Origin of the sequence: Pseudomonas sp. (assembly GCF_049590575.1) — a bacterium.
GTDB lineage: Bacteria > Pseudomonadota > Gammaproteobacteria > Pseudomonadales > Pseudomonadaceae > Aquipseudomonas.
Map to the genome: position 1 here is coordinate 17,091 of NZ_JBAWDE010000068.1, position 23,131 is coordinate 40,221.

The window sequence follows — 23,131 nt, forward strand, 5'->3', positions numbered from 1 at the left end:
CACCCAGGTCGCACCGATTATCAATGGAGGATAAAACCATGAACTCACTGATCAAACCGCCCGTTATCGCCACCCGTATGGACGATGTCGCGCCGTTTCATGTGATTGATATCCTGACCCGCGCCAAGCGGCTGGAGGCGGAAGGGCGCGACATTGTGCACATGGAGGTCGGCGAGCCCGACTTCCCGACCCCACCCGCCATCATTGCTGCCGGCCAAGCGGCCCTGGCCAACGGCAAGACCACCTACACCCCAGCGCTGGGGATTCCCGAGCTGCGGCAGGCGATCGCCGATTACTACTTGCGGCGCTATGGCGTCACGGTGCCGGCGGCACGCATCGTGGTGACGGCGGGCGCTTCGGGTGGGCTGTTACTCGCACTGGCCTGCCTGGCCGAACCGGGCAAGGAATGGTTGCTGACCGATCCTGGATACCCGTGCAACCGCAATTTTGTGCGCATCTTTGAGGGCGTGCCTACCTCGATTCCGGTGGGCGAAGCGCATAACTTCCAGCCCACCCTGGCTGACCTTGAAGCCCATTGGAATGATTCGACCGCCGGCGCGCTGTTTGCCTCACCGGCCAACCCTACGGGCACCATGCTCAGCCTCGAACAGGTCCGTACGTTCGCAGAGTTTATCCGCGCCAAGGGCGGACATTTTATTCTCGATGAGATCTACCAGGGCCTCACCTACGACCAGGAGTCCACCACCGCACTGCAGTGCTGCGAGGGCGTCTGGATCGTGCAAAGTTTCTCCAAATACTTCCAGATGACCGGCTGGCGCCTGGGCTGGCTGGTGGTACCCGAAGGCTATACACGGCACATCGAAAAGCTCGCGCAAAACCTCTTCCTATCGCCATCGGCACCGGCCCAGTACGCGGCGCTGGCAGCCTTTAAACCCGAAACCCTCGACTTGCTGGAGACGCGTCGCATGGAGTTCCAGCGCCGTCGCGACTTCCTTTCTGCCGAGTTGGCAAGGTTGGGCTTTCGTGTGGTGGCCAAGCCGGAAGGCGCGTTTTACATCTATGCCGACTGTTCAGCATTCACCACCGACAGCTTTGCATTCGCCATGACGCTGCTGGAAGAGGCTGGGGTGGCAACGGGGCCGGGTCTGGATTTTGGGACCAATCAGCCGGAGCGCTATATCCGCTTCTCCTACACGACCAGTATTGAAAGGCTCAAAGAAGCGGTTAGTCGTATGGAGCAGTTTCTGCAGGTGCGCCATGCTCTGGGAAAAGCCAACGGGAAGGGGCAATCCCAAAACTGCGCGTGAAGTGCCGGGACATATGGCTCTGGTCGAAGAAGCCCGCATCGACCGCGGCTTTGGACAAGGTCTGCCCGGCTTGTACTAATAGTTTTACGCGGCTTAGCCGGCGTGCGGTGATGTAGCGATGGGGGCTGGTACCGTAGAACACCCGAAAATCCTTTGACAGGCTCCAGCGGTCGCGCCCTGCGCACTCTGCGAGCTCGTCAAGGGTGATTGGGCGGTCCAGGTTGTCATGAATATAGTCCCGCGCCCTGCGTGCGGCCTCGAAATGATGGGCCGTGCGTGTGCGGGGTTGGCCGGTAACGGCCGCGAGGATGGTCACGAAGGATAGCAGTGCATCTTCTTCAGACATGGGATCGAGGTCTTGCGCGTGCAAGAGTTCGAATACCGTCGTCGTCAGACGTGGGTCCTGGGATACCGCGGTTTTCAGGAACGGCAACGGTTTGCCCTGGAGGATTTGTTGTACCAGCGCGGGCGGCAAGTACAGGCCCTGATAGCGAAAGCCTGCGTCGGTACCGGCGCGGCCATCATGTTGTTCGTCGGGGTGCACTACCATCACTTCACCAGGGGCGCAAACTTTGGCCTCACCTCGGTAATTGAAGCGGTGCGCGCCGTGCAGCGTGATGCCGATCGCGTAGGTATCGTGCTGGTGCGTGTTGAACGCATGGGTGCCAAAAAACGCTTCGAGTCTCTCTATGGGGGAGGTCTGCGGCGTGTGTCTGACCCAGTCTTTTGTCTGCATCGGGAGCGGCTACTCAGTGATTTCCCGCAGAGTACGTCTGCACTGGGGGCCGTGGCTTGCACGTTTGTGGTTGGACTATCGTTGTCGATTGCCGCCCGTTGTCGCAAACCGACTGCGATAAGCGGCTGGCGTCGATCCCACTTGCTGGCGAAATAATCGCGTAAAGGAACTGGCGTTCTGATAACCGACTTGATTGGCAATCTCCTCGATGCTCAGATCGCCGCTCTCGAGCAGGGTCATGGAGATCTCAATACGCAGATTTTGCAGGTAGGCGAGGGGCGTTGTCCCCAGCACGCTGTTGAAGTGGCGGATCAGCGTACGCACGCTGACTGACAGCGCAGAAGCAAGCTCAGGCAGGCTTATGTCCTCGGCAAAGTGCTTGAGCAGCCAGTGCTGTGCCTTGGCGACCATGGTGTCGCTGTGCACGGTTTCCATCTGCAGGGGCAGATAAGGCAGTTGAGTGGTCTGGCTGGTGTCGATAAGCATCGTTTTGGCGGTCAGGGTCGCGGTATTCGCGCCACAGAAATGCTCAACCATCCTGACCCCTTGCAGCAGATACGAGGCATTGGCGCCGGCACACCACAGGCGGTCTTCCTCAGTCACCATCGAGCGCAATTGCAGGTTCACCGTGGGGTGGCGCTCGCGAAACAGCCGCTCCAGCCACCAGGTGGTAGTGGCCTGGCGGCCCTGCAATAAGCCTGTTTCGGCAAGCAGGAAGGTACCCGTGCAATTAGCGGCCAGCACCGCGCCCTCGCGCCATTGCGCCTTGAGCCACTCTAACTGCGGAGCGGCGGATTCGAGCATCTGTTCGAAAGCGTCATGCCCGGCGTAGTACAGCCCCGGAATAAAGATCATATCGACCTTCTCTTGCGGCAGTGGGGTGGCAATATTCAACGCCAAGCCATTGCATGCCGTGACGGGCTTACCCTTGTTCGACACGAACTGCCAGGAAAAGGGCCGGGCAATGGCTTTACCGGTCTTATGTTGCTGGCGACTGAGGTGCGCATTGGTGACATGGAACACGTCGGCGATGCCGGCGAGGCTGGAGGCATAACAGCCATCGAGAGCAAGAATGGCGACGCGTACCGGGGTGATTTTCATAATGGCAAATTACGCATAAAAATAGTCATTAATGCCAATTTAGCACCGCGATCCGCTTCCGTACAGTGAGCTCATCAGCCATTGACCGGAGCTTTCATGAACGTACTGATTGTCCACGCGCACAACGAACCGCAGTCATTCAACACGGCCATGTTCAACCTCGCTGTGGAGGTGTTGAGCGGGCAGGGGCATGAGGTGGACGTGTCTGATTTATACGCGATGAACTTCAACCCTGTCGCCAGCGCCAGCGACTTTGGCCAGCGCGCCAACAGCGAGCACCTGGTCTACGCCCTGGAGCAGCGCAACGGTTACACCACTGGCACCCTCGCGCCGGACATCCTCGCTGAACTGGAGAAGATCAAGCGCGCCGACCTGATCATCTTCAACTTCCCGATCTACTGGTTCAGCATGCCGGCGATCATGAAGGGCTGGTTCGACCGCGTGTTCATCTCGGGGTACTGCTATGGCGGTGCACGCATTTATGACCGCGGCGGCTTGAAGGATAAAAAAGCCATGCTCGCGTTCTCCCTGGGCGGGCAGGACCATATGTTTGGTCCGGGCGCTGTGCACGGTGAGCTGGAAATCCTGTTGCAGCCCATCCAGCGCGGTGTGCTGGGCTATGTCGGTCTTACGGTGCTGCCGCCATTTGTGGCCTTCCATGTGCCCTATATCAGCCAGGCGGCGCGTGAGGACTACCTGGCGAAGTACCGCGAGCATCTGTTGACCCTGGATCAGCGTGCCGCGCTCGAGTTTCCGTCGCTTGACGACTACGACGAAATCCTGCGCCCAAAACCTTCGACGGCTCACGCGTGAAGGTCTGCGAGGTCGATATGACAGCTGCTTTAAACACAGATGCAGGCGTTCAAGTCGAACGCCAAGGGCTCATTGGTTTCATCACGTTGAATCGTCCTGAGACGGGCAACAGTGTGGATCTGGGCATGGGGCTGGCGCTGAGAGATGCGGTGCGCTCGTTGGTGGTGAACCCGCCAAGCGTTGTGGTGCTGCGCAGCAGTGGCGCGCACTTCATGGTGGGGGGCGATGTGCGCCGCTTCGAGGCTTTGTTGAATGTCTCCAACGCGGCGTGCGCCGATGAATTGGAAACCCTGATCAGTGCCGTCAACGAAGCGGTAACCGGGCTGACGCAATTGCCCTGTCCGGTGCTGGCTTTGATCAACGGCGCGGCCGCTGGCTTTGGCCTGTCGCTGGCCTTGGCATGCGACATTCTGGTCGCGGCCGACGATGCAAGCTTCCTGATGGCGTACAGCGCAATTGGCGCAACGCCAGACGGCGGTGCTACCTGGCATCTGCCACGGCAGGTTGGGTTGCATCGGGCCATGGCCATCGCGTTGTTGAACCCGAAACTGAGCGCCGCGGACGCGAAGGCCGCGGGCCTGGTGACTGAAGTGGTGCCTCGCGATGAACTACACACCGCTGGCCTGGCCATCGCCCAGCGTTTGGCCGACGGCCCCGCGGCGGCGCATGCGGGGATCAAACGCTTGCTGCGTAGCGGCCTGGACGCAACCCTGGAAACGGCCTTGGCAGCCGAAAAAGCCACGTTCGTGACGGTTTCCGCCAGCGCTGACTTTGCAGAGGGCGTCGCCGCGTTCTGCCAGCGACGCAAAACTCAATTTGGTGCTTCTCGTTAATTCTCCAAGAGGTCTTTCATGAACATCGAAGGTTCGGTTTTTTTCATCACGGGTGGTGCTTCAGGGTTAGGCGCTGCCACAGCCAAATGGTTGGTCGAGGCCGGTGCCCAGGTAGTGTTGGCTGATCTCAATACAGCGGCAGGTGAAGCGCTGGCGAATGAACTCGGAACGGCCGCGTTGTTTGTGCATGCGGATACGGTCGACGAACACTCCATGCAGGTCGCTATTGATAAATCGTTGAGCCGCTTCGGTCGGGTGGATGGGCTGATCTGCTGCGCCGGCGTTGCGCCTGGGCAGAAGGTGCAGAGTAAAGTGGGGCCGCATGACTTGGAGACCTTTGCACGGGCAATCACGATCAATCTGGTGGGTACGTTTAACGCCATCCGATTGACCGTCGCCGCCATGAGCAACAATGTGCCCAATGGCGATGGCGAGCGCGGGGTGATCATCACGACCGCTTCCGTGGCCGCCTTTGATGGGCAAATCGGTCAGGCGGCCTATGCGGCATCCAAGGCTGGCGTGGTTGGCATGACACTGCCGATTGCCCGCGAGCTGGCACGTGTCGGCATTCGAGTCGTGACCATCGCCCCCGGCATCTTTGAGACGCCGATGCTGCTGGGTCTACCGCCAGCAGTACAGGAGTCCCTAGGCAAAACGGTGCCGTTCCCGTCACGTCTTGGACGCGGTAGCGAGTACGCGCAACTGGTAGCGTCGATCGTGCAGAACCCCATGCTCAACGGCGAGGTGATTCGCCTCGATGGTGCACTGCGCATGGCCGCCCAATAAGGAGTAACGCAAGTTACAGCTTAAAATGTGAACAGGAAGTTTGAATAAGTTTGGTGACGTTGGGAGTCATTCCAGCGGCACTAAAGTGTGCGTCACAGTCGAAAACAATAAAAAACAGCAATAACAATAAAAATAGCGAAAGGTAGACTAACCATGCATTTCAACTTCGGTACAGTTATGCCCGTACTCTGCGCAGTCGCGGCCCTGGGTATTGTCGGATCGGCTCACGCAGACTTTCTGGGGGACAGTAAATCCACTTTGGAACTGCGTAACTTCTATATGAATCGCGACTTCCGACAGGGCGGCTCGGCGCAAAATAAAGCAGAGGAATGGGCGCAAGGATTTATGTTGCGCTTAGAGTCCGGCTACAGCGAGGGCCCGGTAGGTTTCGGTATTGATGCCATCGGGATGCTGGGGCTGAAACTGGACTCCAGCCCTGATCGGGTTGGCACTGGCCTGCTCAAGACCAATGCGGTCGGGCCAAAGCGTGCCAAGGATGAATATGGCGAGTCTGGCTTTACTGCCAAGGTACGTATCTCCAAGAGCACCTTGAAGCTCGGCACAGTCCAGCCGGTGTTGCCGCCTCTGATGCGCAATGACTCACGCCTTATGCCGCAGACCTTTCGCGGGGCCTGGTTGGCCAGTAACGAGATCGAGGGTTTAAACCTTGACCTGGGCCGTCTTGATCGGGTCAATCAGCGCGACTCTTCGGACAATGAAGTGATGACGGTCTTCAATGGCGGCAAGCGCAATATAGTGCTGGGAAGTGCCAAAACCAGTGATGAATTTCTGTTTGGCGGAGGTCGTTATCAATGGACCCGACACTGTTCACCAGTTATTACTACGGTGGTCTTGATGGCATCTACAAACAACACTTGATCAATCTGGTGCACCAATTGCCGTTGGGGGGTGGGCAAAGCCTTAAGTCCGATATCCGATTTGCACACTCGGGTGCCGATGGCGGAAGTAACGTGGACAACGATGCTCTGGGCGCCTTGTTTACCTACAAAATGCTTGGCCACAGCTTCAGCGCCGGCTACCAGCACCTCAGCGGTCGCACCGGTTTCGCCTACGTCAATGCGCGGACGATGCTTTGCTCAACCAGGTACAGATCAACGACTTTGGCAACCGCGATGAGCATTCATGGCAGGTGCGCTACGACTATGACTTAGCCGCGTTGGGCATTCCCGGGTTGACCCTGATGACCCGCTATCTCTCGGGTGACAACGTGGACCGCGGGGCGGGGCTGAGCGAAGGCAGAACCTGGGAGCGCAACACGGATCTGGGGTATGTCATTCAGAGCGGACCACTGAAAAACCTGGCGTTGAAGCTGCGTAACGCCACCACCCGCAGCAACTTCCTGAGTGATCTGGATGAGAACCGCCTGATCGTCAGCTACAGCTTGCCACTCTGGTAGGCCCGAAATAGTCGCAGCCTGGCGCACACCCGCAGGGAATTACTGGCTTGGCAAGATTGGCATAAAAAACGTCAGTTTTGCCAATGTGCCAGCGCTGTCGACTCTCGTACTGTGCATACAGGCACAGCAGTACTTCAATGTTGAGACAGACACGATGAACACAATAAAAAGAAGTTATTCGCGTGGCGCGGTTCATATTCCGTTGATAGAGAAAACCCTGGGAGATTTCTTTGACGACGTGGTCGCGCGATTTCCCGATAATGAGGCGCTTGTTTCGTGTCATCAGAATATCCGGCTTAGCTATTCTCAACTTCAAGCTGAAGTAAACCAACTGGCGAGTGCCCTGATTGCGTTGTCACTGGCGCCGGGCGATCGTGTGGCCATCTGGGCAAACAACAGCGCCGAATGGTTGATAACCCAACTGGCGACGGCCAAGGTCGGGATCATCCTGGTCAACTTCAATCCAGCCTACAAAACCATGGAACTTGAGTACGCGTTGAACAAGGCGGGCTGCAAGGCATTGATCACCCTGTCGGCATTCAAGACCACCGATTACCTGCAAGTGATCAGAACGATTGCCCCGGAAATCAACACCTGCGCGCCTGGGCAGCTCAGTGCTGCGAGGCTGCCCGCGTTGCATACGGTGATCCACCTGGGCGAGGAGCAAGTGCCCGGTTTTATGCGCTTTCGCGATCTGATGAGCCTGGGGGATGCCTTGGACGAGCGCGTCCCGCGTGTCGCGGCGACGCTGAAGAACACTGATGCGATCAACATCCAGTTCACCAGCGGCACCACGGGCTCGCCTAAGGGCGCAGCGCTGACCCATCGCGGCATTCTCAATAATGGATTTTTCCTCGGCGAGGGCATGAGCCTCACGGCCACTGATCGTCTGTGCATTCCCGTGCCGTTGTTTCACTGCTTTGGGATGGTGGTTGGCAACCTGGCGGCATTGAGCCATGCCAGCACCATTGTCTACCCAAACGATACGTTTGACCCGGTGCGCACCCTTGAGGCAGTACAGAATGAGCGCTGCACCGCCCTGCATGGGGTGCCGACGATGTTCATCACCGAGCTGGACCACCCACGGTTTCACGAATTTGACCTGTCCACCTTGCGCACCGGCATCATGGCCGGTACGGCGTGCCCGATCGAGGTGATGCGCCGCGTTCAGCGCGACATGCATATGCGCGATGTCACCATTGCCTACGGCATGACCGAGACCAGTCCCGCCAGCTATCAAAGCACGTGTGAGACACCGCTGGAAAAACGTGTGTCGACCATCGGCAAAGTGCATCCCCATCTGGAAGCCAAGGTGGTCCACCCTGAGTCAGGAGATACTGTGCCGACCGGTGTAGTGGGGGAGTTGTGTATTCGCGGTTATTCGCTGATGCAAGGCTACTGGAATGACCCGGAAAAGACCGTTCAAACCATCGACAGCGACGGCTGGATCCACAGCGGCGACCTGGCCACGATGGATGCCGAGGGCTACGTCAGCATCACGGGGCGTATCAAGGATATGGTGATACGCGGCGGCGAAAATATTTCCCCGCGCGAAATCGAGGAGTTCCTGTATCAACACCCGGCCATTCAGGATGCGCAGGTGATCGGTGTGCCGGATGAGAAGTACGGCGAGGAGCTGTGTGTCTGGGTCATCGTGCGCCCAGGCCTGGTGATCAACGAAGACGAAATACGCGAGTTCTGCAGCAGCCAGATCGCTCGTTACAAAATCCCACGCTACATACGCTTCGTAGACGGCTTCCCGATGACGCTCTCCGGCAAGGTACAGAAGTTCAGGATGCGCGAAATCATGGAAGAAGAGCTTGCGTTGGCTGTGTGCTAGAGCGTTGCTGACATTCAATGATGCGCCAATTCAGAGGCGCCACCGATAAGGAGTGAAACATGGCATGGCAGATTGAAGTGATGGAGGGGTGTGCGGTTGTGCGCATGAATACTAACAAGGTCAATGTGCAGAACGACACCTTCTTCAAGGACCTGCATGATGTCTTCGATCAGCTCGAAACCGAGTTCAGCGAGTTGCCGGTGATTCTAACCGGGCAGGGCAATGCCTTTTCAGCCGGTATCGACTTCAAGTACAGCTTTGATGTATTTGGCAGCCAGAACAAAGAGCGAATCCGCCAGTGGTACGCCGAATACCGCGCGACCAACCTGCGTATTTTCCAGTACCCGCGCCCCACGGTGGCAGCGATCAACGGGCATGCCATTGCCGGCGGTCTGATCACGGCTCTGGATTGCGACTTCCGTATCGCTGCGCGCAAAGAGGCCAAGTTCGGCCTCAACGAAGTGCCTATCGGTATTCCGATGCCCGCCGCGTATGTGGAAATCATCAAGTACGCGTTGGGTGATCAGGTCGGCGCGCTGACCACCCTCAAGGGTGAGCTCTATTCGCTGGAGCAGGCCGAGAAGCTCGGGTTCTTCCATGAGGTGGTGGAGGACTCGCAACTGCTGGCCACCGCGATTGCCTATGCGCGCTGCATTACCCCCGATTGCAACGTGGCGTATGCCATGTCCAAGAAGGCCTTGCAGGATTCGGTCATGCAGCAGATTGACCTGCGTACCACGCTGCTCGACCAGGAACTGCCCACCGGCATGAGTGATGAGGGTAATCGCCGGGCCCAGGACAAACGCCGCCGGGAAATCATGGGTGAATAGGAGTTAAAACGCCGTGGAAATAATCGACGCCTGGATGCAGTTTCCCAACAAGCGTTTTTTGCAGGACTCGATGTTTGAGTCATTGCGGCGCTGGCCAACAGCATGGAAGGCTTTAGCCGAAAATACCCCTGACATCACCACGGCCGAGGCGCTTGAGACCTTCCGAAAGGACGGAGTATCCAAGGTCTTTGCCAGTGCCTGGTGGGGGCCGGCTGGGCCGATGATCACTAACGAAGAAGTGGCGGCTGCGGTCTCGGCGCAACCGGAGCGGGTCATTGGCGTAGCGTCAGTGGACCTGAGCCGGCCGATGGATGCGGTAAGGGAGTTGCGTCGTTGCGTCAGGCAATATGGCTTCAAGGCCTTGCGCGTGTTGCCCTGGCTATGGGGGCTGCCGCCTGATGACCGCCGATACTATCCGCTATACGCCGAGTGCATCGAGCTGGATATCACCTTCTGTTTGCAAGTGGGCCATGCAGGCCCGATGCGCCCGTCTGAGCCCGGGCGCCCGATGCCTTATCTGGATAACGTAGCGCACGAGTTTCCTGAGCTACGCATCGTCGGTGGACATATCGGCTTTCCGTGGGTGGCCGAAATGATTTCCCTGATGATCAAGCACCCGAATGTCTACGTGGATACATCGGCCTACAAGGCGTCGCGGTTTCCTGACGAGCTGGTGGCGTATATGCGTGGGGCGGGAAAGGGGAAGGTGTTGTTTGGCACAAACTACCCGATGCTGACGCCGGCGGATTGTCTGGATGGACTCGCAGCCTTGGGTCTGGACGATAATGTCCGGCGTCTGTTCCTGGCGGAGAATGCGCGCCAGGCGTTCAAACTGAGTCGTTGAAACGCCTGGGTTCCGAGGGTCAGAACGTATGTTCAGGCCCCGGGAACTCGCCGGCCTGCACCTCTCGCGCAAAATCACTGGCGGCGGTATGGAGCACAGACCTGAGGTCCGCATATTGTTTGACGAAGCGCGGCAGCCGGCCATTGCGCAGCCCCGTCATGTCCTGCCAGACCAGCACCTGTGCATCGCACTGGTTACCTGCGCCAATGCCAACGGTCGGAATCGATACCGCTTCAGTGATCTCACGGCCTACCTCACCCGGCACCATCTCGACCAATAACGCAAAGGCGCCGGCTGCCTCGAAGGCCTTGGCGCTATGGATCAGACGTTGTGCGTCTTCCCCGCGCCCCTGCACCCGATAACCACCCAGTTGATGCTCCATCTGAGGCGTGAAACCAATGTGCGCCATGACCGGAATACCGCAGGTCGTCAGCTTCTCGACCTGAGGCAGCATTTCAATGCCGCCCTCCAGTTTGACCGCATGGGCACCGGCCTCTTTCATAAAGCGCACGGCAGTGTGAAAGCATTGTTCCGCCGAGGCCTGGTAGGAGCCGAAAGGCAGGTCGGCAATTACCAGCGCTCGTTTCGTTGAACGACTGACTGCGCGCACCAGCGGGATCAGTTCGTCCACAGTGACCGAGAGCGTAGATTCGTTGCCATAGACATTGTTGGAGGCCGAATCACCTACCAATAGTACCGGGATGCCGGCCTCCTCGAAGATGGCTGCACTGTACATGTCGTAGGCGGTGAGCATCGCCCACTTCCGGCCCTCCATCTTCATCTGCTTCAAGTGCGGAATACGGATACGAGAAGCCGGTTGGGCATTGCCATAGGGTGCAGGCTGATCAGTCATTCTTGTCGCCTCACTGAAATAGGGGTTAACCCAATAATTGCTCGATGAACAATACGATCGCGATAAGGATCATGGCTGCACCGGAAAAACGACTGACACGCCGTGCCGCAGCAGGCCGTGCCCGCAGCACTGTCTGGGATCCATAGCCGACCAACAGATAAATCACTGCGCAGCTCAGCGTATGAACGAGCCCCAGCGCAATCATCTGCATAGGTACCGGCCAGGTCGCCGTGCCATCGGTGAATTGCGGCAGGAGGGCCAGGAACAGTAGGAATACCTTGGGGTTCAAACCACTCACACACAGCCCCTTGATCGCCCAGCGTTGCCACGAGTCGGACACCTGGACCTGATCAGCGTGGGGCGTGGAAGGGTGAGCAATCATATTCACGCCCAGCCACAGCAGGTAGCCCGCGCCGGCGACAGTCAGCACTGACAAGGCCAGTGGATGCCTGGCAACCAGTGTGCCGACACCGCCAGCAACGATCAGGGTGGCGATGATATGCCCGGACAGCAACCCACCGATGGCAGGCAGGACCACGCGGCCTTTCAGCCCTGCCGAAATCGCATAAGCCCAGTCCGCACCAGGTGTGATCACGAACAGAATAGATACGGCCCAGAAGGCAACGAAGATACTCAAGGTCATGCCGCTGCCCCCCTTCGTTGGTGACTCATACATCTTTGCATCGTGGCGCCTCGCGCAATAATGAACGCCAGGAAGAATAATGAAATATTGTTAGAATGTGCTTTCAAATACAGTCATCAAAGCGCTTTGAATTGGGAGAATCTTCCGGATGGATGAGATTGATCGCAAGATTATTTCAGAGCTGCAAAAAAACGGTCGCCTATCGGTAACGGAATTGGCTGAGCGCGTGGGCCTCAGCCTTTCACCGTGCCATCGTCGCGTGCGGGCGCTGGAAGAGTCCGGGGTATTAATGGGCTATCGTGCGCAACTGGACCCCGGCGCCCTTGGCCTCAACTTTTCTGCAATGGTGTTTGCGACCCTGCGTGAGGGTGACAAGGCCGCCGTTCATGCGTTCGAGGCTGCGCTGATGCAGATTCCTCAGGTCATCGATGCCCAACGATTGTTCGGCGAGCCGGATTACCTGCTTCACGTCATTACCCAGGACCTGCCGGCCTTTCAGCGGCTCTACGATGAGAGTCTGTCAGCCTTGCCCAATGTGCAACGGTTGACCTCGACGCTCGTCATGAAGCGAGTTATCCAGGACCGGCCGCTGCCCGTGTGACGGTTGCGTCGACGCTGTAACTGCGTCGCCGGCCAACTCATCGGCGTCTGCCTGTTCCGCGCAGGACAGCTCGGAGGCGTTATGCCCGATACGTTTGAGCAGGAGCAGCATGCACACCAGCGACACCAGGGCATAGGAAGCCGAAGCGATGGCCACCCCAATGATGCTGCCGGTGGAGTTGAGCAGCCCTTGGGCAAGGACGGGGGTGGCACCACCTACCAACAGTGAACAGAGCTGGTAGGCGATCGACAAACCGCTGTAGCGCACTTTTGTGGGAAAGGCACGCGCGAGAATGCCACCGACGGCGCCGTAGAACATCGAGTGCGGAATGGTCGCCAGGCACATGCCCACTACCGCAATCCAATAGATCTTTGTTTCGACGGCAAAGAACATCGCCGGCATCAGAATCAGTTCGGGAATCACCATGAACGCAACCGCTTTGCGCATATCAATCTTCGACACGAGAATGGCGCCAAAGGGTTGGGCGATGAACTGAACGATCAGAGAAATAACGATGACGCTGAGAAAAGTGCTTTGTGCATAGCCCAGTTCCTTGGTGGCCCAAGACAGCGCAAAGGTGCTTTTAAAGTAAGTCACATGGATGATCGGCAGCACGCCGGCGCCCAGCAGCACGATCTGCCAGTGATTGCGCAGCACCTCCAGGATTGGCAGTTTGACCGTCTTCTTTTGCGCCATAAGACGCTTCATGTCGTCGGACTCTTCGAGCTTGAGACGGATGACCATGCCTACGATGACCAGCGCCGCCGATAGCAGGAATGGGATCCGCCAGCCCCACAGCATGAAGTCTGTCACCGGCAGGGCGCTCAAACCGAAAAACACCAGCGTGGCCAGCAGGTTGCCGGCAGGCGAACCTTGCTGGGCGAAGGCGGCGTACAGGATGCCTTTACCTTTTGGCGCGTTTTCACTGGCGATGAGGATGGCGCCACCCCATTCGCCGCCGACGGCGACCCCCTGAATTACCCGCAGTACCACCAGCGCGATCGGCGCCCAGATGCCGATTTGCAGGTAGGTCGGAAGTAAACCGATGCAGGTGGTAGCTATGCCCATCATCACCAGGGTGATCACCAGTGTGGTTTTGCGGCCAATCTTGTCACCCAGGTGACCGAAAATAATGCCGCCTACCGGGCGCGCGATGAATCCGGCCCAGAGCGTCAGGAATGAGAGGAGGGTGGCAGTGCCTGGGTTGAGGTCTGAGGGAAAGAACACTTTGCCGAAGACCAGTGCAGCCGCGATGCCGTACGCGTAGAAGTCATACCACTCGATTGTCGTGCCGATAAACGAGGCAACACCTGCCTTGCGAGCTCTTTTGTGAGCGGCAATATCCTGGGCGGTATTCATAGTGAGATCCTGTTGTTTTTATTGGAAACAACCCTTCTTCACTGCGCGAAGGGTTATGAGCGGATCGGCCCGCCAAGGCACACGCAAGGCCGATAGCTAAGAGCCTATACAGCCAACAGTGATAAAAATAATGATTAAAAATTATTGCGTGATACGGGATTTCGTATCGTTGAGGTCATGGGTAGATGGGAGCGTAGGCTGCAACGTTTTGAACCGCTCCAGAAAACTTTGCGCGGCGGCGGACGGCGTTGCGGCCAAGCGGATGGCGTGAATTTCGGAAAGTGCGCCGTCCCCATTGATCGCGCAATAGCGCACGCCTTCGCGCAGGGTCTTGGCCAGGGTTTGTGGTACAAGCGCCACGCCCATTCCGTAAGCCACCATGGTTACCACCGTCTGCCAGAGGCGTGTTTCGTGGCGGATGCGCGGGCTGAAACCTGCGTCGACACAGCGTGCGATGATCAGGTCGTGGTAGTGCGGCGACACCGTGCGCGGGAACAGAATGAAATCTTCATCTGCCAGCGCCTGCAGGTCGATGCTGTCGCGGTCAGAGAGCCGATGTGACGTTGGCAGGCAGCAGACAAAGGGTTCGCGCAACAGCCGTTCGCACTCGATGCTGTCGGGGAATTTGCTCCAGTGCACAAACCCAATATCGATTTGCCCGCGTTGCAACGCCTGGGCCTGTTCCGCGCTGTTCATCTCCATCAGCACGATCTCCGTATCGGGGTGGTCCTGTTCGAAGGTTTTTACCGCCTCGGGCAAACCGCGGTACAACACAGAATTGACGAACCCCACACTCAAGCGACCGGCAAACCCTTGGGCGGAGCGCAGGGTCAGGCGCTTGGCCTGCTCGGCACGCAATAACAGGTAGCGCGCTTCATTGAGCAGGACCTGGCCCGCATTGGTCAGGCTCACCGACTTGTTATTGCGGTTCAGCAACTGGATATCCAACTGACCTTCGAGCTTCTTGATGTCAAAACTCAGGGCCGGTTGGGAGATGAACAGCCGTGTGGCAGCGCGTCCAAAGTGAAGCTCTTCGGCCACCGCAACAAAATAACGCAGTTGTTTGAGATCCATGGCACGCCCTCGGCTTATGATAATTTTTTATTATCGTAGTTGATTTATTTTGTATTAGATACTTATCGATGCTGACCCTACTCTGATTCCACAAGAACCAGGAGAGTCACCATGAATGCCGTGTCCAAAGCGCTCCACGACCCCTTGAATATTCCTGATAGTCGTGGCCTCAACCTGTTCGAATGTGACGCCGGCCTTGCCGCGCTGCTCAAGGTTTACCTGCCCTCCGATCTCTATCGACACTGGTTGCCGACCTGGCAACAGCTGGGGGCTCGGGCCGGTAACGAGCTGGATGTACTGGCTCTGTCGGCCGACAAGAATCCGCCCAAGTTGTTGCCGCGCACCCGCCGTGGTGAAGACATCCAGAGCATCCAGAAACACCCGGATTTTGTCGAACTGGAGCGTGTAGCGTATGCCGAGCTGGGCCTGGCAGCCATGAGTCACCGCGATGACGGGACGCTGCCACTGGTCAAATATGCCCTCACGTTTCTGTTTGTGCAGGCCGAGTTCGGCCTGTGCTGCCCCGTGAGCATGACCGACTCCCTGACGCGTACCTTGCGAAAATTCGGCGCGCCGGAACTGGTGGCGCGCTACCTGCCGTCCCTGGTCTCTCAGGACTTTGACACGCTGTTCCAGGGTGCCATGTTCATGACTGAGCAGGCTGCCGGTTCGGATGTGTCGCGCACTCAAACCCGCGCCACGCTTAAGGACGGCGAATGGCTTTTGAGCGGCGAAAAGTGGTTTTGCTCCAACCCGGATGCCGACCTGGCAATGGTCCTGGCGCGCCCGGATGACGCCCCGGACGGGATGTCCGGTGTGAGCCTGTTTTTATTGCCAAAGCGGCGTCCGGACGGTTCGCGCAACGCTTACCGGATTCAGCGTCTGAAAGACAAACTCGGCACACGCTCGATGGCCAGCGGTGAAATCACCCTGGAAGGCGCCACGGCCTACCTGATCGGTGAAGTGGGGCGCGGTTTTCAGCAGATGGCTGACATGGTCAATATGTCACGCCTGTCCAATGGCGTGCGCGCCGCCGGCCTGATGCGGCGCGGCGTGAACGAGGCCTTGTATATCGCTCGGCACCGTCGCGCGTTTGGCAAGCATTTGATCGAGATGCCATTGATGCAACGGCAATTGCTGAAAATGATGCTGCCTACCGAGCAGGCGCGCTCGATGTTTATGCAGATTGCCACGTTGCTGCCCAAGGCGGATGCGGGCGATGAAGCGGCGCGCAAGTGTGTACGTATCCTCACGCCACTGATCAAATTCCGCGCCTGTCGCGATGCCCGCCGTGTGACGGGTGACGCCATGGAAGTCCGTGGCGGGATTGGTTATATCGAAGAGTGGAGTGATGCGCGGCTGGTGCGTGATGCTCACCTGGGCTCCATCTGGGAAGGCACGAGTAATATCGTGGCCCTGGATATCGGCCGTGCCGTCATCCGTGAACAAGCGCTCGAACCGCTGCAGCAGCACCTGTCGACACTGCTGGCTGATGCTGGCTTGCCCGCGCAGAGCCATCGTCTGTTTGCAAGCCTGTTGGATCGCACGGTGGCGCGTATGTCGACCGTAGCCAGCGAGCGACGTGACGACGAAGTGCGCCAGGCCGGTAGTGCCCTGTATCACATCGCCACGGCGATTTTCATGGCGTGGGAAGCCAGCCAACAACCGGATAACAGTCGCCGTTTGGCCCTGGCCCATTTGCTGTTGCAACACAAGCTGCTGCCCCGCGACCCGCTCAACCCTGAACCCTCGATCAACGCGCAATTGCTGTCACGCCTGGCCGAGGAAAGTCCGCTTTCTCACGCCGAGGCCATGCAGCTGCTGCCGGTTTGAATCCTTTTTCCATTGATCGCAGGTGCACTGATGAACCATTCCAAAGGGGCCCTCGACGGCCTGAAAGTGATCGACCTCAGCCGTGTGCTGGGCGGCCCTTACTGCTCTCAGGCGCTCGCCGACCATGGCGCCGAGGTCATCAAGCTGGAACCGTTGAGCGGCGACGAAACGCGCGGGTGGGGGCCACCCTTTGAAGGTGCCGACGCCTCGTACTACCGTGGCGTCAACCGCAACAAGCAGGGGATCGCCGTGGACCTTTCCCGGCCCGAAGGGATTGAATTGCTGATGGGCCTGCTTGAAGGCGCCGATGTGCTGATCGAAAACTTCAAACCTGGCACCCTGAAACGCTGGGGTATCGATTACAGCGAAGTGTTGAGCCAGCGTTTCCCCAGCTTGATCCACTGTGCCATCTCCGGATTTGGCGGCGATGGCCCGCTCGGCGGCCTCCCAGGCTACGACGCCGTGATCCAGGCCATGGCCGGCCTTATGAGCGTCAATGGCGAAGCCGACAGCGGCGCGTTGCGCATCGGCCTGCCGATTGTCGACATGGTGACGGGGCTCAATGCACTGGCTGGCGTACTGTTGGCACTTAATGAGCGTCATTGCAGCGGCCTCGGGCAATCCCTCGACATCACCCTGTACGACTGCGGTGTGTCGCTGTTGCACCCCCATGTGCCCAACTACCTTGCCGCCGGTAAAACGCCGCGCCGCACCGGCAATGCCCACCCCAACATTGCGCCCTATGACAGTTATGCCACGGGTACCGAACCGATTTTCCTGGCGGTGGGCAATGATCGCCAGTTTGCCAAGTTATGTGAGCAGTTGGGCGCGGGCGAAATGTTTGAAGACCCTCGATTCGCCAATAACGGCGCTCGCTCGGTCAACCGCGAGGCGCTCAAGCTTGCACTGGAACAGCATATGGCTGCCCATGATGGGGCGGCGCTGGCCCAACAGTTGATCAGCGTGGGCGTGCCGTGCGGGGCCATTGCATCCATCGATACCGTAGTGGCCCACCCACACACGCAGCATCGCGGCCTATTGGTGGATATCGGCGACTACCGTGGCATCGGCTCGCCGGTGAAGCTCTCGCGTACCCCGGCGACCTATCGCAGCCCGCCACCGACCTTGGGGCAAGACACACGCAAAGTGCTTGAGAACCTCGGGTTGGACGCTCAGCAGATTGAGCGCCTCTATGCCGCCGGCATCGTTCGTGGTTAACGCCTGCCCACTTACCTGGCCACGGAGCCCCTATGAGCCACGCATCTGATTGTCCCGAACCCTTGGTTCTGCACGAACAACCCGCACCGGGCGTTGCACTGTTGCGCCTCAATCGCCCCAAGGCTCGCAATGCATTGAATATGGCATTGCGCGAAGAGCTGGCAGCACAGTTTCGACGTCTCGATGCCTGTCCTGATACACGCGCCATCATTCTTACTGGTAGCCCTACGGTGTTCGCCGCCGGTGCGGACCTGGGGGAAATGGTCGACGCCACTGCGCTTGAGCTGTATGCCCGACATGCCGAGCGGCATTGGCAGGCGATTTCCGGATGTCGCAAACCGGTGATTGCCGTCGTAAACGGCTTCGCTCTCGGCGGCGGCTGCGAGCTGGCGATGCACTGCGACGTGATTATCGCAGGGGAATCGGCCCGTTTCGGCCAGCCCGAAGTCAAGGTCGGGATCATGCCCGGCGCGGGCGGTACCCAACGCTTGTTGCGTGCGGTGGGCAAATTCCAGGCGTTGCGCCTGCTGTTCACGGGCGCCCAGTTCACCGCCGGCGAAGGCCTGCGCATGGGTGTGGTCAGCGAAGTAGTACCCGACGCGCAGACCCTCACCGCAGCCCTGGCAATGGCGGTGGCCATCGCGGCTATGCCGCCCATCGCCGTCGCGCAGATCAAAGAAGTGGTGCTTGCCGGCATGGATCTGCCGCTGGAGCAGGCACTGACCCTGGAGCGTAAATCCTTTCAACTGCTGTTCGGCTCCTACGACCAGAAAGAAGGCATGCAGGCGTTTTTGCAAAAGCGCACACCGGAGTACCTCGGCCTATGAACGCATTACCCATTCAGCGAATCGGTGTGGTCGGTGTCGGTGCCATGGGGCAGGGCATTGCTCAGGTCATGGCGTTGGCCGGCTTGAACATCTCACTGTTTGATGTGCGCCCGGGGGCGGCGCGCGCCGCGCAAAGCGCATTGGTGACGACGCTGGCCACGTTGCAGAGTAAGGGCCGTATCAGCCAGCAGGCGGCGCGTGATGCGCTGGCGTTGGTGCAGGTGGTTGATCGCCTGGAAGCGCTGGATGACTGTGAGCTGGTGATCGAAGCGATTGTCGAAGATCTTGAGGTCAAACAGCAGCTGTTCCGGCAACTGGACGAACTGCTCGATGAAACCACACTGTTGGCGAGCAACACCTCGTCGTTGTCCATTACCGCGATTGCCTCAGTCTGCAGGTATCCAGGGCGGGTGGCCGGCTTGCACTTTTTCAACCCTGTGCCGCGGATGCGCCTGGTCGAAGTGATCGGGGGCATCGCTACACAGCCCGACGCGCTTGAGCGGCTACGCGCGTTGGTCCGCAAGGTCGGCCATTACTCGGCGGATTCCAAGGACTCCCCGGGGTTTATCGTCAACCATGCCGGTCGTGCCTACGGTACCGAAGCGTTGCGCATGCTCAGCGAAGGGATCGCCACACCGGCGCTGATCGACGCGCTGCTTCGGGACGGCGCGGGTTTTCCAATGGGGCCGTTCGAGTTGCTGGACCTGGTGGGGCTGGACGTCAGCGTACCGGTGATGGAATCGGTGTATCACCAGTTCTATGAGGAACCGCGCTACCGACCCCATCCATTGCTGCGCTTGATGCAGGCCGGCGGGCACCTGGGACGAAAGACTGGCCAGGGCTTTTATCGATACGATGGCAACAGCGTCAGCCCCTCGGCGCTCCAGCCCTTACCGACGTGCGCGCAACTGCCCACCGTGTGGGTGGCTGCGGACGATGATCTGGGCAAGACCCGTGTGCTGGCGCTGCTTGAGCGATTGGGCGCACACGTCGAGACAGGCGCGAGCCCATCGCCCGACGCCTTGTGCCTGCTGGCGCCCTTGGGTGACGACACCAGCGAATCGGCTTTGCGCCATGGTGTCGACCCCACCCGCAGCGTAGCGATCGATACCGTGCTGGAGTTGGGTGCGCTGCGCTGCCTGATGGTCAACCCGGCAACCCGCGTCGATATGCAGGAGGCCGCCCATGCGCTGTTCAGTCGCGACGGTGGCCATGTGGTGATGCTGCGCGACAGCTGCGGTTTTGTGCTGCAGCGCACGCTGGCAGCAATCGTCAACCTGGGTTGCGACATCGCTCAACAGGGCATCGCCAGCGTCGAGGATATCGACATGGCGGTGCGCTTGGGCCTCGGCTACCCCGACGGGCCGCTGGCGTGGGGGGACACCCTGGGCGCGGGGCGACTGCTGCTGATTCTGGAGCGTATGCATACCCTCACCGGCGACCCGCGTTACCGCCCCAGTAACTGGCTACGCCGCCGGGCACGCCTGGGAATCACCCTGTGCAGCGCCGAAAACCCAATGCCGGCAGCCGCCGCGCCACTTTGATTGAGCGAGAAATTTGCCATGCTTGATGCCTATATCTACAGCGGTTTGCGCACCCCCTTTGGCCGTCACGGCGGCAGCCTGTCGGGCATGCGGCCGGATGACCTGGTCGGTAACCTGCTGGCGCACCTGATGCAGACCTCAGGTCTGCCGGAACATGCCGTGGAGGATGTGATCCTCGGCTGCACCAACCAGGCCGGCGAGGACAGCCGTAACGTGGCGCGCAACGCATTGCTCAGCGCCGGGCTGCCGTGCTCCGTTCCAGGCCAGACTGTCAACCGCTTGTGTGCCAGCGGATTGTCCGCAGTCATCGATGCGGCGCGGGCGATCACCTGCGGTGAGGGGACGCTGTACCTGGCCGGAGGCGTCGAAAGCATGTCGCGGGCGCCGCTGGTGATCTCCAAGGCCGAGGGTGCATACAGCCGCACCCAGGAGCTGGCGGACAGCACCATCGGCGCACGTTTCTCCAATCCGAAACTGGTTCAGCGGTATGGCAACGACAGCATGCCGCAGACCGGTGACAACGTCGCCCTGATGTATGGCATAACCCGCTATGAGGCCGATCACTTTGCTGCCGCGTCGCAGGGACGTTATGCCCACGCGTTGAAGTCGGGCTGGCTGTCCGATGAGATCCTGCCGGTGGAGGTGCCCACTGGGCGCAAGGGGCAAACCCAGCTGATCAGCGTTGACGAACATCCACGGCCACAGTCCGATTTAGCTGCGTTGTCGCGGCTCAACCCGCTGTTCCCCGGCGGCGTCGTGACTGCCGGCAACGCGTCGGGCATCAACGATGGCGCCGCAGTCTTGCTATTGGGGAATCGAGCCATCGGCCAGGCCCACGATGTTGCGCCCATGGCCCGAATCCTGTCTTCGGCAGTGGTTGGCGTAGAGCCGCGCATCATGGGCATCGGCCCGTACCAGGCGATTAACGTGGCGTTGCAGCGCGCCGGTATCAGCCTGGCACAGGTGGATCTGATCGAGATCAACGAGGCATTTGCGCCGCAGGTGTTGTCCTGCCTCAAGGCGCTGGAACTTAGCTTTGACGACAGCCGCGTCAATCCTTTGGGCGGCGCGATTGCTATCGGGCATCCATTAGGGGCCTCAGGCGCCCGGTTGGTGCTCAGTGCCTGTCGCACTTTGCAGCGTAACCAGCAGCGCTACGCCGTGGTCAGCCTGTGTGTGGGGGTTGGACAGGGCGTCGCGATGGTGATCGAGCGCGTTTGACCCTCGCATGACGGGGTATTGAAGGGCGGCCCCCAGGCCGTTCCTCGATAAATGTCATCCATAACAACAATAATCTCACTGGACATACTTCCCATGAAAATATCCCTGGCCCTCACGGGCTTGAGCGCCGGCGCTTGCCTGCTGTTCTACGGTCAGCCCGCGTCGGCGGACTTTGTCGGCGACAGCAAAGCCACGCTGGGCCTGCGCAATTACTATTTCAACAACGATTACCGCGACCGGGCAGGGCCAGCCAGTCAGAGTAAAACCGCGGAGTGGGCCCAAGGTTTCATGCTCAATTACACCTCGGGGTTTACCAATGGCCCTCTAGGATTTGGCCTCGACGCCATGGGCTTGCTCGGCGTGACGCTGGACAGCGGGCAAGGGCGGCATCGCGGCAGTTCGATGATTCCATCCGGAGGAGACCACGCCACTGACGAATGGAGCCGCCTTGGCTTGACCGCCAAGATGCGCCTGAGCCAAACCGAACTGCGCTACGGCACGCTGATGCCCAAGCTGCCGATCCTGCAAGCCAATGACGGCCGCCTACTGCCGCAGACCTTTGAAGGCGCCCAGATCTCCAGCACAGAAATCGACAACCTCAGCCTGACGGCGGGTCGTTTGGAACATGCAACCGGGCGCGGCTCCACAGACAGCACCGGACTGGCCGTCGCCGGTGGTACACGCCAGAGCACTGCCTTCGTATTTGCCGGCGGCGATTTCAAGGTCAACAAAGACCTGACGCTGCAGTACTACGTGGCCAACCTTGAGGACTATTACACGCAGCAATTTTACGGCCTGCAGCACGTGCTGGGATTGGGTGAAGGGCAGTCGTTGAAGACCGACCTGCGCTACTTCGACACCGATTCCAGTGGTGCCAATGGCCGCGCGGCAGGGCGTAGTGCCGGTTATCGCACCAGTGGCTACAGCGACGATGCCTCGGGTGAGATCGATAACCGTACCTGGAGCGCCATTTTCACCTACAGCCTCGGCGGCCACGCATTGACAGGCGGCTACCAAAGCATTTCGAACGCCAGCAACTTTGTCCAACTCAACCAGGCATCGCTGCCGGACAAAGGTGCTACCGGCACATCCCTCTACCTGTTCACCGATCGCATGATCACCAGCTTCAACCGCGCCGGTGAACAGACCTGGTTTGCCCAATATGCCTACGACTTTGCCGCCGCCGGTCTCCCTGGCCTGCGCGCCTCGGTGGTCTACCTCAAGGGCGACAACATCAAGACCACCACCGGCCGCGATCAACAGGAATGGGAACGCGACCTGGCACTCGACTACGTGATCCAGGACGGCACCTTCAAGGGCCTTGGGTTCGCCATGCGCTCGGGGGTGTTGCACTCCGAGGCGGATGCCAATCAGGACCAGACCCGCATGACGGTGAGCTACACCGTCGCGCTGTTCTGAGGTGTTGATTCAGTAATTTCCATCGGGTGCACGACGCTGTCGTCGTGCGCCTTTCTACTCGACAAAAAAGA

General features: G+C 59.3%; 20 protein-coding genes and 1 pseudogene. 15 read left to right on the forward strand and 6 right to left on the reverse strand.

From position 1 onward, the window contains the following. Positions 1-38: 38 nt before the first annotated feature. Complete coding sequence (locus WBR57_RS04835) at positions 39-1,268, forward strand: pyridoxal phosphate-dependent aminotransferase (RefSeq protein WP_424082635.1); 1,230 nt, start codon at positions 39-41, stop codon at positions 1,266-1,268. Here the strand turns inward: WBR57_RS04835 and WBR57_RS04840 are convergent. After that, entirely contained in the window at positions 1,186-2,004 is an 819-nt protein-coding gene (locus WBR57_RS04840; protein WP_424082637.1) for an AraC family transcriptional regulator, read from the reverse strand. The two genes, WBR57_RS04835 and WBR57_RS04840, sit on opposite strands and share 83 nt — an antisense overlap. A 75-nt stretch (positions 2,005-2,079) precedes the next feature. Further along, positions 2,080-3,105: a GlxA family transcriptional regulator gene (locus tag WBR57_RS04845; RefSeq protein ID WP_424082639.1), complete on the reverse strand. Its 1,026-nt coding sequence runs from the start codon at positions 3,103-3,105 to the stop codon at positions 2,080-2,082. Positions 3,106-3,201: 96 nt separating this feature from the next. Between WBR57_RS04845 and WBR57_RS04850 the strand changes: the two genes are divergently transcribed. From WBR57_RS04850 to WBR57_RS04880, 7 genes and pseudogenes are all read left to right on the forward strand, one after another. Next, entirely contained in the window at positions 3,202-3,918 is a 717-nt protein-coding gene (locus tag WBR57_RS04850; protein WP_106803944.1) for an NAD(P)H-dependent oxidoreductase, read from the forward strand. Next, entirely contained in the window at positions 3,915-4,751 is an 837-nt protein-coding gene (locus WBR57_RS04855; RefSeq protein ID WP_424082642.1) for an enoyl-CoA hydratase/isomerase family protein, read from the forward strand. Before WBR57_RS04850 ends, WBR57_RS04855 begins: the two co-directional genes overlap by 4 nt. 18 nt (positions 4,752-4,769) lie before the next feature. Continuing rightward, positions 4,770-5,537, forward strand: a complete 768-nt coding sequence (locus WBR57_RS04860) for an SDR family NAD(P)-dependent oxidoreductase (protein ID WP_106803943.1) — start codon at positions 4,770-4,772, stop codon at positions 5,535-5,537. A 177-nt stretch (positions 5,538-5,714) separates the two neighbouring features. After that, positions 5,715-6,954, forward strand: a pseudogene (locus tag WBR57_RS04865) (OprD family porin). Between the two features lie 154 nt (positions 6,955-7,108). Continuing rightward, on the forward strand, positions 7,109-8,794 hold the full coding sequence (locus tag WBR57_RS04870) for an AMP-binding protein (RefSeq protein ID WP_424082644.1): 1,686 nt from the start codon (positions 7,109-7,111) through the stop codon (positions 8,792-8,794). 59 nt (positions 8,795-8,853) lie between these two features. Then, positions 8,854-9,624 carry an enoyl-CoA hydratase/isomerase family protein gene (locus WBR57_RS04875; protein ID WP_424082646.1) on the forward strand — a complete coding sequence of 257 codons (771 nt, stop codon included), beginning with the start codon at positions 8,854-8,856 and terminating at the stop codon, positions 9,622-9,624. A gap of 13 nt (positions 9,625-9,637) precedes the next feature. Further along, entirely contained in the window at positions 9,638-10,468 is an 831-nt protein-coding gene (locus WBR57_RS04880; protein WP_424082648.1) for an amidohydrolase family protein, read from the forward strand. A 19-nt stretch (positions 10,469-10,487) separates the two neighbouring features. Here WBR57_RS04880 and panB read toward each other — a convergent pair whose 3' ends face one another. Both panB and WBR57_RS04890 read right to left on the reverse strand, forming a co-directional pair. Further along, positions 10,488-11,321, reverse strand: a complete 834-nt coding sequence (gene panB, locus WBR57_RS04885) for a 3-methyl-2-oxobutanoate hydroxymethyltransferase (RefSeq protein ID WP_177009978.1) — start codon at positions 11,319-11,321, stop codon at positions 10,488-10,490. Positions 11,322-11,346: 25 nt separating this feature from the next. Beyond that, a complete protein-coding gene (locus WBR57_RS04890) occupies positions 11,347-11,964 on the reverse strand; it encodes a LysE family translocator (protein WP_424082650.1) in 618 nt (205 codons plus the stop codon). A gap of 148 nt (positions 11,965-12,112) precedes the next feature. Here WBR57_RS04890 and WBR57_RS04895 point away from each other — a divergent pair, with 148 nt between their 5' ends. Next, positions 12,113-12,565, forward strand: a complete 453-nt coding sequence (locus tag WBR57_RS04895) for an Lrp/AsnC family transcriptional regulator (RefSeq protein ID WP_177009980.1) — start codon at positions 12,113-12,115, stop codon at positions 12,563-12,565. Here the strand turns inward: WBR57_RS04895 and WBR57_RS04900 are convergent. Together WBR57_RS04900 and WBR57_RS04905 are read right to left on the reverse strand one after the other, a co-directional pair. After that, positions 12,485-13,924, reverse strand: coding sequence for an MFS transporter (locus tag WBR57_RS04900; RefSeq protein WP_424082653.1), 1,440 nt, complete (start codon positions 13,922-13,924; stop codon positions 12,485-12,487). The genes WBR57_RS04895 and WBR57_RS04900 overlap by 81 nt on opposite strands. A 141-nt stretch (positions 13,925-14,065) precedes the next feature. Beyond that, positions 14,066-14,998 (reverse strand): LysR substrate-binding domain-containing protein, encoded by a 933-nt coding sequence (locus WBR57_RS04905; protein WP_424082655.1) that lies wholly within the window; start codon positions 14,996-14,998, stop codon positions 14,066-14,068. 111 nt (positions 14,999-15,109) lie between these two features. Here WBR57_RS04905 and WBR57_RS04910 point away from each other — a divergent pair, with 111 nt between their 5' ends. From WBR57_RS04910 to WBR57_RS04935, 6 genes are all read left to right on the forward strand, one after another. Next, positions 15,110-16,831 (forward strand): acyl-CoA dehydrogenase family protein, encoded by a 1,722-nt coding sequence (locus WBR57_RS04910; RefSeq protein ID WP_424082657.1) that lies wholly within the window; start codon positions 15,110-15,112, stop codon positions 16,829-16,831. 30 nt (positions 16,832-16,861) lie between these two features. Then, on the forward strand, positions 16,862-18,049 hold the full coding sequence (locus tag WBR57_RS04915; protein WP_424082659.1) for a CaiB/BaiF CoA transferase family protein: 1,188 nt from the start codon (positions 16,862-16,864) through the stop codon (positions 18,047-18,049). 32 nt (positions 18,050-18,081) lie between these two features. Beyond that, positions 18,082-18,876: an enoyl-CoA hydratase-related protein gene (locus tag WBR57_RS04920; RefSeq protein ID WP_424082661.1), complete on the forward strand. Its 795-nt coding sequence runs from the start codon at positions 18,082-18,084 to the stop codon at positions 18,874-18,876. Next, on the forward strand, positions 18,873-20,420 hold the full coding sequence (locus WBR57_RS04925; protein ID WP_424082663.1) for a 3-hydroxyacyl-CoA dehydrogenase: 1,548 nt from the start codon (positions 18,873-18,875) through the stop codon (positions 20,418-20,420). The genes WBR57_RS04920 and WBR57_RS04925 overlap by 4 nt, the downstream gene beginning before the upstream one ends. Before the next feature lie 18 nt (positions 20,421-20,438). Beyond that, a complete protein-coding gene (locus WBR57_RS04930) occupies positions 20,439-21,641 on the forward strand; it encodes a 3-oxoadipyl-CoA thiolase (protein ID WP_424082665.1) in 1,203 nt (400 codons plus the stop codon). A 93-nt stretch (positions 21,642-21,734) separates the two neighbouring features. Next, on the forward strand, positions 21,735-23,060 hold the full coding sequence (locus tag WBR57_RS04935; protein ID WP_424082667.1) for an OprD family porin: 1,326 nt from the start codon (positions 21,735-21,737) through the stop codon (positions 23,058-23,060). Positions 23,061-23,131: the final 71 nt, after the last annotated feature.